This window comes from Caldisericia bacterium, from assembly GCA_026414995.1.
GTDB lineage: Bacteria > Caldisericota > Caldisericia > B22-G15 > B22-G15 > JAAYUH01.
Window position 1 is genome coordinate 76,477 of the sequence record JAOAHY010000005.1, and the last position, 14,137, is coordinate 90,613.

Sequence of the window (14,137 nt, forward strand, 5' to 3'; positions counted from 1 at the left end):
TTTATTTTTAAGGAGATTTTATGGAAAAAGTTAATTTGGAGGAAGTTCAAAAGTTAGAAGTTGTTAAAGATTTAGTAGATCAATTAATTGATTTAATGTTAAATTATAGACAAAGTGGGCATCCTGGTGGATCAAGATCAAAGGTTCACATGTTTGTTTCAACTCTTCTTTCAAAACATTTAAGATATGACATAAGAGATCCAGCTAAACCTTTTAATGATAGAATAATTCTTGCTGCTGGACATACAATTCCTCTTGTTTATGCAACACTTGCAGTTTTTAATGAGGCAATGAGATTAAGATATGAAGAAACAAAAGATTCAAGATATCTTCCAAAAGATATTGAATCAACTCTTTATCCAAAAGATCTTTTAACATTTAGAAGAAGAGGAGGACTTCCAGGACATGCTGAAATGGGAGGGAAAACTCTTATACTTAAATTTAATACTGGTCCATCTGGACATGGTATAACAGCGTCAGTTGGTGAAGCAATTGCACTTAAAAAAATGGGAGCAGATGGAGTTAAAGTTGTAGTTTTTGAAGGAGATGCAGGACTTACTCCAGGTGGCGCACATGAAACAATGAATTCTGCATGGGCTCTTGGACTTGATAACCTCTTTTTCTTAATCGATTGGAATAATTTCGGAATTGATGATCACCCACTCTCTGAAACTGTTCCAAATACTCCAAAAGAGTGGTTTGGTTGTCATGGATGGAGAGTTGTTGGAACATTAAATGGAAATGATTTTCCATCTGTTCTTGAAACAATCGATGATCTTTTTGGAAATATACAAAAAAATATACCAAATGTTGCATATTTTAAAACAAAAAAGGGAAGAGATTATTTAAAGTATGACAACAAATCTCATGGTGTTCCACATCCAATGAATTCTGAGATATTTTGGCAAACAAAGGCACCTTTTCAAGAAAAATATGGAGTAAAATTTGAAGGTTTTATGGAACCTCCACCTCCTACTTATGAAGAAAGAATGAAGCAATTTGAAAAAAATATTGATATAGTTATATCAGTTTTAAGAGAAAATAAAGAAGTTTATAGATTTATAGCCGATAGATTACTTGAATTGGGAGAAAAAGTTCCAAATCACATTGAAACATTAAGAATTGATAGAGAAAGAAATCCAATTTATGATGATGCAATTTATGATTTCAGAAACTATCCTCAAGAAATTTGGGCAAAACCCGGTGAAAAACAACCAAATAGAGCTGCTTTAAGAAAATGGGGTGCTTGGATTAATTCATATACTTATAAAAAATATGGAAGGCCGCTTTTTATTGCAATGTCTGCAGATTTAACTGAATCAACAAATATTGATGGCTTTGGACTTCCTTTTGGAGATTTTCCAGGACTTGGTTGGTATGACAAAGAAAAAAATATTGATGGAGTTCTTCTTCCTCAAGAAATCACTGAATTTGTAAATTCTGGAATTTGCGTAGGTATTGAAACAGTAAATATTGCGAAAGATCCTTATAAAGAATTTTTAGGTTATTATTCTGCTTGTTCAACTTATGGCTCATTTGCCTATTTAAAATATGGAATGATGAGACTATTTTCTCAACTTGCTCAAGATTGTCCTATAAAAGTAGGAAAAGTTATTTGGGTTGCAGGACATTCTGGACCAGAAACTGCAGATGATTCAAGAACTCACTTCGGAATTTTTGCAACAGGGGTTACAAAACTCTTTCCAAAGGGTCAAGTTATTAGTTTATATCCATGGGAATATAATGAAGTTCCAGTTTTATTGGGTAGGGCACTTAAAGAAAATGTACCAATAATTGTTTTACATCTTACAAGACCACCAATTGAAATTCCAGATAGAGAAAAATTAGGAATTCCAAGTCACTTTGAAGCAGCTCATGGTGCTTATATTTTAAGAGATTATGAGATTGGTAAAGAAAAAATGGGAACAGTAATTGTTCAGGGAACTAGTCCAGTAAATGAAATTATAAAAATTTTACCAAAATTCAAAGAAGAAGGAATAAATGTTAAAATTATCGTTGCAAGTTCTTATGAACTTTTTATGTTAGAGAGTGAAGATTATAGAAATAAAGTACTTCCAAAAGAAGATTGGGCAAACTCAATGGTTATAACAAATGAATGCTTAAAAAATATGAGTGATTGGTTATTCTCAAAAGTTAATGAAGAGTATTCAATGTCTTCTGATTGGGATAATAGATGGAGAACTGGTGGAACAGTTGAAGATGTCCTTGAAGAGGCTCATCTTACAAAAGAATACATCTTCGAAGGTATTAAAAAATTCGCAATGGATAAGGAAAAAAGATTAAAGAAAATTAAAGAGTATTTCAATATTTAATTTTGAGATTTTTTAGATTAGAAAAATTTTTAAGAGGGAGATAGGCTCTCCCTCTTTTTAATTTATATTGTTAAAATTTTATTAGAGATAATTTATTAATATTATCAATAACTTTTGATAAATTTTCATGTGTTAATAAAACTTCTTTAATATCCCAAAAAGTTAATAATTTTTTAAAATCTTCTTTTAAATTTTCTGTTTCTTTTTTAATCTCTTCAATCATTTTTGTATTTGAAACAGCTATGATTTTTTGAACAGTTGGATTATTTACAGACTTTAATAAATTTAAAATTAAGCTATCTATTGACCCCTTTTTATGAACTTCGAAAATATAAGTCACCATTCCTAAATTACCTATCTTTGCTCTCCATACAACATCTACTTTTGCTCCTTTTGCAATTAATTCCTCTATAGATGTTTCAAAACCTAACCAATCCCCTATTTCCTTTATCTTGTCTCTAATTTCGTCATGATCAAACTCAAAATCTTCTTCTACATAATTTTCTTCGGAATAAACAGAAATTTCATATAAAAAATGGTCAACTCCAAGCATATCTAAATAAGGATAATTTATTTCTTTTAATATTTCAAGGAGCTCTCTGTATAACTTTATAAGATCTAAATATTCTTTACCATTAATGTAATATTTTTTGATTATTTGGTTCTCAATTTTTAATTTTGATAAACCTTTTCTTGCTTTATCATTCCATATAATATAATTTTGAGGGTCAAAAAAACATAATATTTCAGTAATTGAAGCTGGACCTATATATTTAACTTCTTTTCTAAATCTATCAAATCTAATATCAATATTTTCTTTACCATATAATAATTGAATTAATTCATTTTTAATCTTTGTGATTCCATTTGCATCAATAATATTTTTAATTTGATAATCTTTGTTTGTCCAAAATTCAGTTGCCCAAAGGTTTGAAATTATCTCTTTAAATTTAAATTCATCTAATGAATCTAGCTCTTCTTGTTTAAGATAAAATAAGATTTTTTCTCTGTTTTTTAATTTCAATTCATAATCTAATTTAAAATTTTTTAAATTTTTTATTTTCTTATAATAGTCCTTGATTAAACTTTTTGTTTCTTCTTTTATCATTTATATAAACCTCCTATAATAATTTACCCCTTTAAAGCTCTCCATACTTTTTCTGGAGTAAATGGGAGAAAATTTAGTTTTATTCCTGTAGCATCTAAGAAAGCATTTCTAATTGCTGGGGCAGGTCCATTTATGTTAATTTCTGCTACAGATTTTACTCCAAAAGGACCTGTTGGTTCATATGTTTCTACAAATTTTACAATAATTTCTGGAATATCAAGTGCAGTTAAAACTTTATAATCAAGGAAATTTGCATTTAATGGCACACCTCTATTTGAATAAATCAACTCTTCAGTTAAGGCATAACCTAATCCTTGAACAATTGAGCCAATTGCTTGACCTTTTGCAAGATTTGGATGAACAATAGTTCCTATATCATTTATTGCAACATATTTTATTGGAATAATTTTGCCAGTTTCTAAATCAACATCTATTAAAACAAAATGTGCTGCAAATGGTGGAGGTGATTTTGGAGAAACAAAGGATGCTGTTGCTTCAATCTGCTCTTGTTCAAAATCATAAAAACTTTTTTCTCCAATTTCTTTTAAAGAAATTTTATTTCCTGTTAATTTTGATATAACAAAATCGTCCTCTATTTTTAAATCTTCTTGATACTCATTTAAAATTTTTGAAGCATATTCTAAAATTTTATTCTTAATTAATTTACCTGCCTTTTGTACTGCACCACCTGAAATATAAGTTGTACTTGAAGCATATGCTCCAGTATCAAAAGGAGTAAAATCTGTATCAGAAGAATAAACTTTTATCTTTTCATAAGGAACACTTAACTCTTCAGCAAGAATTTGTGCAAGAACCGTGTCTGAACCTGTTCCAATATCTGTTGCACCAACAAAAAGGTGAAATGTTCCATCATCATTGAGTTTTACTCTTGCGCTTGCCATATCAATTAAAGGAATCCCTGAACCTTGCATCATAATTGCCATTCCTACTCCTCTAACATAACTACCATTTCTTATTCTTTTACCTCTCCACTTTTCCCATTCAATTTCTTTTTTCCCTATTTCAATACATTTTTCTAAACCTGAACTTTCAATATATTGAACGACACCTTCTCTTCCTTCTCCTAATTTTTCAAAAACAGGTGAAGTTTCTCCTTCTTTTATGTGATTAATTTTTCTCAATTCAATTGGATCAATTCCAATTAATTCTGCAAGATCATCCATTGCACTTTCAAGAGCAAAATAACCATTTGTTGCACCATATCCTCTAAATGCACCTGATGTAGGTAAATTAGTATAAACAGCATCACCTATAAAAGAAATGCTCTCTGCTTTATTATAGAGTGGAAGTGTTTTACTTCCTGAGTTGAAAAGCACTGTTGGTCCATGTGTTCCATATCCACCATTATTTAATAAAACTTTAAGTTGAATTGCATTTAATTTTCCTGATTTATCTGCTCCTAAGCTTACCCAAACTTTTGAAGGATGCCTTAATCTTGAAGCAATAAATTCCTCTTTTCTTGTGTATTCAATTCTTACTGGTCTTTTTGTTCTTAAAGTCATTAAGGCACATACATCTTCTAAAATCATTTCTTGTTTCACTCCAAAACCACCACCAATCCTTGGTTTAATTACTCTTATTTTTTTCATTGGAAATTCAAGAATTTTAGATAAAATTCTTCTAATATGAAATGGAACTTGTGTACTTGTTCTAACTACAAGGTTTCCATATTCGTCAAAATATGTTATTGTTATATGAGTTTCTATTGGTGTATGTTGAACTGGTTGGGTTATAAAAAATTCTTTTTCAATTTTATAATGTGATTCATTAAATTCCTTTTCAAAATCTCCAATATTTAATTCAACATGAGATATTATGTTTCTTCTTTTATCATAAATTCCTTTAGTATCTTCTTCATCATGAATTATTACTTCACCTTTCATCGCTTCATCAGGATCAAGAACAAAAGGAAGTTCCTTATAATTTACTTTTATTTTTGAAATTGCTTCTTCTGCTGCCTCAAGTGTTTCAGCACAAACAGCACAAACTCTATCACCAACATGCCTTACTTTTTTATCAAACATAAAGTGATCATAAGGAGAAGGTTCTGGATAACCTTGACCTGCAGTTGTATGAGGAATTCTTGGTGTGTTTTTATAAGATAAAATAAGTTTTACTCCAGGGATTTTAAGTGCTTCACTCTCATCAATGTCAACAATTTCTGCATGAGGATAAGGACTTAATAAAAATTTTCCATGAAGCATATTTGGTAAAAAAATGTCATCTGTAAAAAGAGGATTCCCCACTGCAAGAGGTAAACCATCATATTTCTCTACATTTTTTCCAATTATTTTCTTTTCAATAAAAATTTCTTCCTTTATTATTTTGCTCATTTATCTTTCTCCTTTTAATATTTGAATAACCTTTTTAGTTGCATCTATTTGTTGAACATAACCAGTACATCTACAAATGTGACTTGAAAGAGCAATTCTTATATCTTCTTCAGTTGGTTTAGGATTTAAATTTAATAAACTATATACTGAAACAATTATCCCTGGAATACAATAACCACATTGTATTGCTCCTTCTTCAACAAAAACCTTTTGAATTAAGTGAGGATTATCAAAATCTCCTATACCCTTAACAGTAATTACATTTTTACCGTTAACTTTTCCAGCAAGATAAGAGCATGATGGTATTGGATCTCCATCAACAAGAACGGTACAGGCACCACACTCTCCACTTTTGCAATTATTTCCCTTAATTTCAGTATGATTATATCTTCTTAAAAGTTCAAAAAGTGATTCTCCAGGATTAGCATCATAACAAACTTCTTCTCCATTTAAAAAAAATTTTACTATCATAAATCCTCCTTAATTTTTTCTAAATTTCTTTTAGTTAAAACTTTTGAAAGTTCTAATCTATACTCTTTTGATGCTCTTAAATCATCATACAATGGAATATCAATCAACTCTTTTGCAAAATTTATATTTTCCTCTGTAAGTTGTTTTTCATATAAAAATTCTTCAACATTCTTTAGGTGTATGGGAAAATTTGGTCTTCCTCCAATTAAGATATTTGATTTTTTAATAATACCATTCTCAATTTTTAATAATATCCCCTCATTAATTAAAGGAATATCTGCACTTGTTCTTGTGAATCTTATATAAGAAAAGTGATATGTTAAATCAAAGAAAGGTAATTCAATTTCAGTTATTATGAATTTTTCATTTTTCTTTTTATAATCAATAAAATCTTCTAATTTAATAGAAAGGTACTCACCATTATAAATATTGATTTTTGACTCAAGTGTCATAAAAATTGTTAAAATATCTGACCAACCATAACCTCTTGCAATAGTACCCCCTAAAGTCATAATGTTTCTTAAAATTGGAGTTGCTATTTTAGAAATTGAATTTATAAATGAACCTCTTAAAAAATTTTTAAGATCTTCAGATCTTTCAATTTTTCCAATTGATGTTGTTGAACCTATTTTTACTGAATCACTCTCAACCTTAATATAACTCAAGGGGAGTTTTTCAAGAAATATAAGATATTCAATGTCATCTCTTTCTCTCCAAACAATATCAAGTCCACCACCAACAATTTCAGCTTTTGATCCATAATTTTTAAGCAATTCATATGTTTCCTCTATTGTTTCGGGATAAAACCATTCTTTCACATTTTTAAGCATTATTTCCTCCTCTCTTTTAAATATTTATTTAATAAATTTTTATCAGGAATATATATTCCAAATTTAGTTGTTGAAATTGCAGCAACTAAGTTAGAAAAATAAAGAGATTTTTCATAGTTAAAATTATTTAAATATGAATATATAAATGCTGCATTAAAAATATCACCAGCACCAGTTGTATCTATACTTTTTACCTTTACACCTGGTACAAAAATTTCTTCATTTTTAAAAATAATTTTAGATCCTTTCTCTCCCATTTTTAAAATAAAAATTTTCCCTTCACTTAAAAATCTTTTTAAAACCTCTCTTTTTATTATACTCAATTCACTTTCATTTGTGAAAATAAAATGAGATATTTCCAAAATTTTATATGCAAATTCTTTGAAAAATCTAACATTTTTTCCAATTCTATAATTTAAATCAAAAAAGATTTTGCTTTTATCTTTTATAGAATACAAAAATTCTAAAGTTCTTTTGTTTAAATCCTTTTCTGTAAGCAAACCACCAGATATATAAACTATAGAAAATTTTTCAATAAAAGATAAAGAAATCTTTTCAAATTCTGTATCTAAATAACTTGCATTTTTTAAATTTGCAAAAGAAATTCTCTCTCCTTTGTTATTTAAAATAATAATAATCATTGCTGTATGTTTTTCTGAAAATGTTATAAAATTACAATTCACACCATTCTCTTTTAAGAAGTTAAAAATAATCTTACCATAAGAATCATTACTTAAAGATGAAAGATAGTATGCTTTTAATCCAAGTTTACTTAAAGCAACTGAGAAATTAACACCTGTACCTGCTGGAATAACTTTCAACTCCTTAACATGAGAATTTTCATCATCCTTAAATTTAAAATTCTCCTTTTTTATTTTTATTCTTATATCTATACAGTTATCACCTAATACAAGAACTGATTTTTCCATTAAATCCTCTATAAAAATTATATGATATAATTTAAGCATGAAAAAAATGATATTGATAATAATATCAATACTAATAACTCTTCCTTTGATTTCATGTGTAACAGGAAAAGAAGAACTTGTTTCTGTTCCATCACTTATTGGTTTAAAATTAAGAGATGCTGAAAAAGTTGCTGAAGAAAAGGGGCTTCTTGTAAAAGTAATAAAATCTGATTTTGCAAAAGATTACCCAATAGATTATATTATTTCACAAGACCCTGGTCCTTTTGTTCTTGTTAAAAAAGGAAGAATAATAAATGTTGTTATTAGTAGTGGACCTCCAAAAGTTTTGGTTCCAGATTTTATTGGTATGAATTTTAAAGATGCACAAGAATTAATTTATCAAAACAAATTGCAACTTGGAAATATTGAGGAAGTATCTGTTCCAAATGTTGAAGTTGGAATTATTATAGAACAAACCCCATCTCCGAAAACTTATGTTGAAGAAGGAACAAAAATTGATTTAAAAATATCAAAAGGCACTCTTTATCAAATTCCATCTCTTATTGGTTTATCACTTGATGAAGCGAAAAGTGTTATTATAACAAGTGGATTTAGTGTTGGAAAAGTTATTAAAAAATCAAATCCAGCATATCCTTCTGGTGTCATTTGGGATCAAGATCCAGAACCTTTAACATATGGAAGTAAGGATACAATAATTGATCTATATGTTAATCCATGAAAATTGCACCATCTATTCTTGCAGCAAATTTTAAAAATCTTGAAATAGAAATTAAACTTGCCGAAGAGTTCGGAAATATAATACATCTAGATATTATGGATGGTCATTTTGTTCCTAATATCTCTTTTGGATTCCCAATTGTTAAAGCTGTAAGAGAATTAACAAATCTTCCACTTGATGCACACCTTATGATTGAAAAACCAGAATTATACATAGATAGATTTATAGATTGTGGAGTAAATATGATTTCAGTTCATCTTGAAAATAACTATCATATAAATAGACTAATAAATAATATAAAAATAAAAGGTGCTCTTGCTGGAGTAGCAATTAACCCTGGTACTTCAATTTATAATCTTGATTCAGTTATAAAAGATATAGATTATGTATTAATAATGAGCGTTAATCCTGGTTTTTCTGGACAAAATTTTATTGAAAGTTCTATTGAAAAAATTCAAAAAATTGTTAACATAAAAAATGAGATGGGACTCAAATTTCAAATTGAAGTAGATGGTGGTTTAAATTATGAAATTGCTTTAAAACTTAAGGAGATAGGTGTTGATATTGTTGTTTTTGGAGATTATTTTTTTAAAAATAAAAAAGAAAATCTTTATATTTTAAGGAATTTATTATGAAAAACGAAAAATTAATTATTGACCTGCCAAAAGAATTGGCAGAAGCAATTGAGAAAAAAGCAAAAAGAGAAAAAAAGAAAAAAGAAGATCTTATAAAAGAACTTATTGCATTTTATCTTGCACTTGAAGATAAAAAAACAAGAATTAAAAAAGAAATGATAAAAGGATATAAAGAATCTTCAGAAACTAGTTTATTTTTTTCAAGAGAGTTTTTTGAAATAGAACAAGAACTTTTTAGAGATATCTTCAAATATATAAAATAATGAAAAAGGAGCAAATTAAAAGAGGAGAGATTTATCTAGTTGACCTCTCCTCTTCTACTGGTTCAGAACAGAGTGGTTTAAGGCCTGTTTTAATAATTCAAAATGATATTGGTAATAAATATTCACCTACTGTAATAGTTGCAGCTATTACATCAAAAGAAATTGAAGAAGCTTATCCAATTGTTATAAAAGTAAATGAAAAAGAAGGAGGCCTTGATAAAACAAGTTATATTCTATTAAATCAAATTAGAACAATTGATAAAAAAAGGTTAAGAAAAAAATTAGGAAAACTTAAAAAAGAGACAATGGAAAAAGTAGATATAGCTCTAAAAATTTCTTTGGGGTTGATAAAAATATAAAATTATGTTATTTTAAAAAATATATAATTAAATTTTATTCTCATGATATATGTTTTAGGGAGTATTAATTTTGATCTAACTATTTTTGTTGAAAAATTTCCTGAAATAGGGGAGACAATAAAGGGTAATTCTATTTTATCTTCATTAGGTGGTAAAGGTGCAAATCAAGCAATTTCAGTCAAGAAATTGAATGGCGAAGTTTTATTCATTGGAAGATTAGGAGATGACTATTTTGGAAAATTTTTATTGAATTCTCTTGATGATTTTAAATTGAATTATGAAATAAAAATTGAAAATAATACTAATACAGGAATAGCAATAATTAATGTTGATAAAAATGGAAAAAATAAAATTGTGATAATTGAGGGAGCAAATGGAAAAGTCGGAGAAGATGAAATAGAGTTTTTAAATAAAAAAATTAAGTATGGAGATATTTTGCTTCTTCAAGGCGAAATTCCAACTCAATCAATAATAAATAGTGCAAAAATAGCAAAAGAAAAAGGTGCAAAAGTTATTTTTGACCCAGCTCCTGCAAAAAAAGAATTTATTGAAATATTTCATTATGTTGATTACTTAACCCCAAATGAAACTGAGCTTGAAATTTTAACTGAAAATATAAAAAATTTTGAAGAGAAGATAAATTTTTTACTTGATAATGGAGCCTTTTCTGTAATTGCAAAGCTTGGAGAAAATGGCTCTTACTATAAAGATATAAATGGAACTAAATATAGAGTTCCTGCATATAAAGTTAATGCAATTGATACAACAGCAGCAGGAGATATTTTCAATGGCGCATTTGCAGTTTGTTTACAAAAAAATTTTGATGTTCTTTACTCTTTAAAATTTTCAAATGCTGCAGCTGCAATTTCTGTAACAAGGAAAGGGGCAAGCATATCTTGTCCTAATTATGATGAAGTTATTAAATTTATGGAGGAATATAAATGAGAAAAATAATTATTGATACAGATGCAGGAATTGATGATGCAATTGCTATAATGATAGCTCTTGCGCATCAAAATGAAATTGAAATAAAAGGTATAACAACATTAACTGGAAATACATATGTAGATCAAGTAACAAAAAATGTTTTAAGAATTCTTGACTATTTTAAAAGAGAGGATATTAAAGTTTATAAAGGAGCAAGTAAACCTCTTGTTCATATTTTCGAAAGAGGAGCAAAAATTCATGGCAAGGATGGTTTAGGAGAAGTTGATTTAAAATATTCATTAAGAAAAGAAGAAGATATTCCTGCACCAATAGCAATTTATGAAATTGCAAAAGAAGAAGGTGGAATTGATTTAATAACTCTTGGACCATTAACAAATATTTCTATTGCACTTAATCTTTTTCCTGATTTAAAAAATTATATTAATCAAATCTATTCAATGGGTGGAGCAATTGAAAGAGGAAATGTCACTCGCTTTGCTGAATTTAATTATTTTGTAGATCCTGAAGCAGCACAAAGTTTAATTGAATCTAAAATAAAAATGACAATTATTCCATGGGATCCTATAATAAAAAATGTTTTTTTAGAGGAAGAATTAAAAAATGTTGTTGATATAAAAACTCATGCTGGAAAACTATTTTTTTCCTTAATAAATTATCCAGTTTCATATTTTGAAAGAAATATAGGAATAAGAGGAATGTCACTTCCAGACCCAGTAGCCATGGCAACTTACATTGATGATAAAGTTATTAAAATGAAAAGGAAATCAAACATTCAAATGGAACTAAATTACACATCATTAAGAGGAGCATCTGTGGTTTTGGAAGGAGATGAAATTGAAATTGTAACTGAATTTAATAAAGAGAACTTTCTTAAAATATTAGAAAAAATAAACTCTTTAAAGGGAGGTGAGAGGTTATAAAAATTTTCTAATATTTAAAAAATTTTATATATTAAGGAGGCTAAATTATGAAAAAATTATTATCAATCATTTTAATTAGTGTATTAATCTTTAGTGTAATCTCATTATCAGGTTGTAAGAAAAAAGAGGAAAAACCACCTGAAAAGAAATTAAAAGTTGTTCTTTATATTAATGGAACTCTTGGTGATAAATCATTCTTTGATTCTGCAAATAGAGGTCTTGAGATGGCAATAAAAGAACTTGGCATTGAAGGAAAAACAATAGAAGGTGGATATGATCCAGCAAGATGGGAACCAGATATTGAACAACTCTGTCAAGGAGATTGGGATATAATAATTGCTGGAACTTGGCAACTACAGGAAATTCTTGAAAAATTAGCTCCTAAATATCCAAATAAAAGATTTTTCACCTATGATACCTCAGTTGATTATAAAAAAGGAAATCTTCAAAATGTATATTCAATTTTATATAAACAAAATGAGTCATCATTTTTAGTTGGTGCTCTTGCTGCATTAATAACAAAATCAAAAATGCCACTTGCAAATCCTCAAAAAATTATTGGTTTCTTAGGTGGAATGGATATACCAGTTATTAATGATTTTAAAGTTGGATATATTCAAGGAGCAAAATATATTGATCCTGAAGTTCAGGTTCTTGTATCTTATGCTGGTTCATTTTCTGATCCAGCAAAAGGAAAAGAGTTGGTTTTAGCTCAATATACACAAGGTGCAGATATTGCATTTAATGTTGCAGGTGAAACAGGATTGGGGCTTCTTGATGCTGCAAAAGAAATGAAAAAATATGCAATTGGAGTTGATTCAGACCAATATCTTATGATTAAGGATAGTGATCCAGAAAAAGCATCTTACATTGTAACATCAATGATGAAGAATGTTGATATCTCAATTTATAGAGGCATCAAACTTCACATTGAAGGAAAGTGCCCTTATGGACAAGCAGAAGCTCTTGGACTTAAAGAGAATGGAGTTGGTGTTGCTGATAATGAAAATTATAGAAAACTTGTGCCTGAAGAATTTAGAAATAAAATTAAAGAACTTGAACAAAAGATTATTAATGGAGAAATTAAGGTAGAAACAGCATTTGGTCAGTAATAAAGTTAAATAAAGGGAGGCATTATGCCTCCCTTTTTAATATGGAGGAGAGATGGGTGTAATTCTTTCTGTAAGAAATATAGTAAAAGTATATCCAAATGGAGTTGTTGCAAATAAAGGAGTTTCATTAGATATTGAAGAAGGAACAATTCATGCAATTGTAGGGGAAAATGGTGCAGGTAAAACAACTTTAATGAAAATAATATTTGGAATTGAAGAACCACAAGAAGGAAAAATTTTTTTTAAAGGAAAAGAGATAAAAATAAAAAATCCTTTTGATGCAATAAAAATTGGTATTGGAATGGTTCATCAGCATTTCATGCTTGCACCAGATCTTACAGTTTATGAAAATTTACTTTTAGGAATAGAACCAAAGAGAGGTGTTTTTCTTGATACAAAAAAGGCGATTGAGACAACAAAAAAATTTTCAGAAGAGTTTGGTCTTCCAGTTCCATTTGATAAAAAAATAAAAGATCTTCCAATTGGTTTAAGACAAAGAGTTGAAATTTTAAAGGCATTAATAAGAAATGCAGAACTTTTAATTCTTGATGAACCTACCTCAGTTTTAACACCACAAGAAACTGAGGTACTTTTTAATACATTAAGGGCTTTAAAAAAATCTGGTAAAACAATTATTTTTATTTCTCACAAATTAAAAGAGGTTTTAGAGATTGCAGATAAAATAACTGTAATGAGAGATGGAAAAATTGTTGCAACAAAAGATGCAAAAGAACTAACTGAACATGAAATAGCATATCTTATGGTTGGAAGAGATATTAGTTTTGAAAGAATACCACCTAGTGAAAAAGAAGGTGAAGTTATTCTTGAAGCAAAAGATATAGTTTATATAAATGAAGAAAATATAAAAGTTTTAAAAGGTATTTCATTCCAATTAAAATCATATGAAATTTTGGGGCTCGCAGGGATCGAGGGAAACGGACAAACAGAACTTGTTGAAATATTAACTGGTTTAAGAAAACCAACATCTGGAAAAATATTTTTGAAAGGTGAAGATATTACAAATTTGATTCCAAGAAAAATAAGAGAAAAAAAAGTATCACATATACCTGAAGATAGAATGAAAGATGGAGTTGCTGATAAAGCAACAATAGAGGAAAATATAATAGTTGACAGATATTATAAAGTTGATTTTTCAG

General features: G+C 28.2%; 14 protein-coding genes. 9 read left to right on the forward strand and 5 right to left on the reverse strand.

What is annotated here, in order from left to right; genetic code table 11:
• Nucleotides 1-20 precede the first annotated feature (20 nt).
• Entirely contained in the window at nt 21-2,333 is a 2,313-nt protein-coding gene (locus N3D74_03240) for a transketolase (GenBank protein MCX8095188.1), read from the forward strand.
• 70 nt (nt 2,334-2,403) lie between these two features.
• Here the strand turns inward: N3D74_03240 and N3D74_03245 are convergent, their stop codons facing one another.
• Genes N3D74_03245 through N3D74_03265 form a run of 5 tightly spaced genes read right to left on the reverse strand, consistent with a single transcriptional unit; the run spans nt 2,404 to nt 8,025 of the window.
• Nucleotides 2,404-3,441 carry a hypothetical protein gene (locus N3D74_03245; protein ID MCX8095189.1) on the reverse strand — a complete coding sequence of 346 codons (1,038 nt, stop codon included), beginning with the start codon at nt 3,439-3,441 and terminating at the stop codon, nt 2,404-2,406.
• A gap of 23 nt (nt 3,442-3,464) precedes the next feature.
• On the reverse strand, nt 3,465-5,795 hold the full coding sequence (locus N3D74_03250; GenBank protein MCX8095190.1) for a molybdopterin-dependent oxidoreductase: 2,331 nt from the start codon (nt 5,793-5,795) through the stop codon (nt 3,465-3,467).
• A complete protein-coding gene (locus N3D74_03255; GenBank protein MCX8095191.1) occupies nt 5,796-6,266 on the reverse strand; it encodes a (2Fe-2S)-binding protein in 471 nt (156 codons plus the stop codon).
• Nucleotides 6,263-7,096 (reverse strand): FAD binding domain-containing protein, encoded by an 834-nt coding sequence (locus tag N3D74_03260; protein MCX8095192.1) that lies wholly within the window; start codon nt 7,094-7,096, stop codon nt 6,263-6,265. Before N3D74_03260 ends, N3D74_03255 begins: the two co-directional genes overlap by 4 nt.
• Nucleotides 7,096-8,025 carry a carbohydrate kinase family protein gene (locus N3D74_03265; protein MCX8095193.1) on the reverse strand — a complete coding sequence of 310 codons (930 nt, stop codon included), beginning with the start codon at nt 8,023-8,025 and terminating at the stop codon, nt 7,096-7,098. The genes N3D74_03260 and N3D74_03265 overlap by 1 nt, the downstream gene beginning before the upstream one ends.
• Nucleotides 8,026-8,071: 46 nt before the next feature.
• On the opposite strand from N3D74_03265, the gene N3D74_03270 reads away from it, so the two are divergent.
• The 8 genes from N3D74_03270 to N3D74_03305 all read left to right on the forward strand — a co-directional run.
• Nucleotides 8,072-8,743, forward strand: coding sequence for a PASTA domain-containing protein (locus N3D74_03270; protein MCX8095194.1), 672 nt, complete (start codon nt 8,072-8,074; stop codon nt 8,741-8,743).
• Nucleotides 8,740-9,378, forward strand: a complete 639-nt coding sequence (gene rpe / locus N3D74_03275; GenBank protein MCX8095195.1) for a ribulose-phosphate 3-epimerase — start codon at nt 8,740-8,742, stop codon at nt 9,376-9,378. The genes N3D74_03270 and rpe overlap by 4 nt, the downstream gene beginning before the upstream one ends.
• Nucleotides 9,375-9,641, forward strand: a complete 267-nt coding sequence (locus N3D74_03280; GenBank protein ID MCX8095196.1) for a ribbon-helix-helix protein, CopG family — start codon at nt 9,375-9,377, stop codon at nt 9,639-9,641. The genes rpe and N3D74_03280 overlap by 4 nt, the downstream gene beginning before the upstream one ends.
• Complete coding sequence (locus N3D74_03285; protein ID MCX8095197.1) at nt 9,641-10,000, forward strand: type II toxin-antitoxin system PemK/MazF family toxin; 360 nt, start codon at nt 9,641-9,643, stop codon at nt 9,998-10,000. The genes N3D74_03280 and N3D74_03285 overlap by 1 nt, the downstream gene beginning before the upstream one ends.
• Nucleotides 10,001-10,042: 42 nt before the next feature.
• Nucleotides 10,043-10,945, forward strand: a complete 903-nt coding sequence (gene rbsK, locus N3D74_03290) for a ribokinase (protein MCX8095198.1) — start codon at nt 10,043-10,045, stop codon at nt 10,943-10,945.
• Nucleotides 10,942-11,868, forward strand: coding sequence for a nucleoside hydrolase (locus N3D74_03295; protein ID MCX8095199.1), 927 nt, complete (start codon nt 10,942-10,944; stop codon nt 11,866-11,868). The genes rbsK and N3D74_03295 overlap by 4 nt, the downstream gene beginning before the upstream one ends.
• 47 nt (nt 11,869-11,915) lie before the next feature.
• Nucleotides 11,916-12,980: a BMP family ABC transporter substrate-binding protein gene (locus N3D74_03300; protein ID MCX8095200.1), complete on the forward strand. Its 1,065-nt coding sequence runs from the start codon at nt 11,916-11,918 to the stop codon at nt 12,978-12,980.
• 52 nt (nt 12,981-13,032) lie between these two features.
• The coding region (locus tag N3D74_03305) for an ATP-binding cassette domain-containing protein (GenBank protein ID MCX8095201.1) at nt 13,033-14,137 on the forward strand (1,105 nt) is incomplete at its 3' end.

What these genes read in the sequence shown, in the direction of transcription:
- N3D74_03240 (MCX8095188.1), top strand. Translation starts at nt 21, where the DNA reads ATGGAAAAAGTTAATTTGGAGGAAGTTCAAAAGTTAGAAGTTGTTAAA.
- N3D74_03245 (MCX8095189.1), bottom strand. Translation starts at nt 3,441, where the DNA reads ATGATAAAAGAAGAAACAAAAAGTTTAATCAAGGACTATTATAAGAAA.
- N3D74_03250 (MCX8095190.1), bottom strand. Translation starts at nt 5,795, where the DNA reads ATGAGCAAAATAATAAAGGAAGAAATTTTTATTGAAAAGAAAATAATT.
- N3D74_03255 (MCX8095191.1), bottom strand. Translation starts at nt 6,266, where the DNA reads ATGATAGTAAAATTTTTTTTAAATGGAGAAGAAGTTTGTTATGATGCT.
- N3D74_03260 (MCX8095192.1), bottom strand. Translation starts at nt 7,096, where the DNA reads ATGCTTAAAAATGTGAAAGAATGGTTTTATCCCGAAACAATAGAGGAA.
- N3D74_03265 (MCX8095193.1), bottom strand. Translation starts at nt 8,025, where the DNA reads ATGGAAAAATCAGTTCTTGTATTAGGTGATAACTGTATAGATATAAGA.
- N3D74_03270 (MCX8095194.1), top strand. Translation starts at nt 8,072, where the DNA reads ATGATATTGATAATAATATCAATACTAATAACTCTTCCTTTGATTTCA.
- rpe (MCX8095195.1), top strand. Translation starts at nt 8,740, where the DNA reads ATGAAAATTGCACCATCTATTCTTGCAGCAAATTTTAAAAATCTTGAA.
- N3D74_03280 (MCX8095196.1), top strand. Translation starts at nt 9,375, where the DNA reads ATGAAAAACGAAAAATTAATTATTGACCTGCCAAAAGAATTGGCAGAA.
- N3D74_03285 (MCX8095197.1), top strand. Translation starts at nt 9,641, where the DNA reads ATGAAAAAGGAGCAAATTAAAAGAGGAGAGATTTATCTAGTTGACCTC.
- rbsK (MCX8095198.1), top strand. Translation starts at nt 10,043, where the DNA reads ATGATATATGTTTTAGGGAGTATTAATTTTGATCTAACTATTTTTGTT.
- N3D74_03295 (MCX8095199.1), top strand. Translation starts at nt 10,942, where the DNA reads ATGAGAAAAATAATTATTGATACAGATGCAGGAATTGATGATGCAATT.
- N3D74_03300 (MCX8095200.1), top strand. Translation starts at nt 11,916, where the DNA reads ATGAAAAAATTATTATCAATCATTTTAATTAGTGTATTAATCTTTAGT.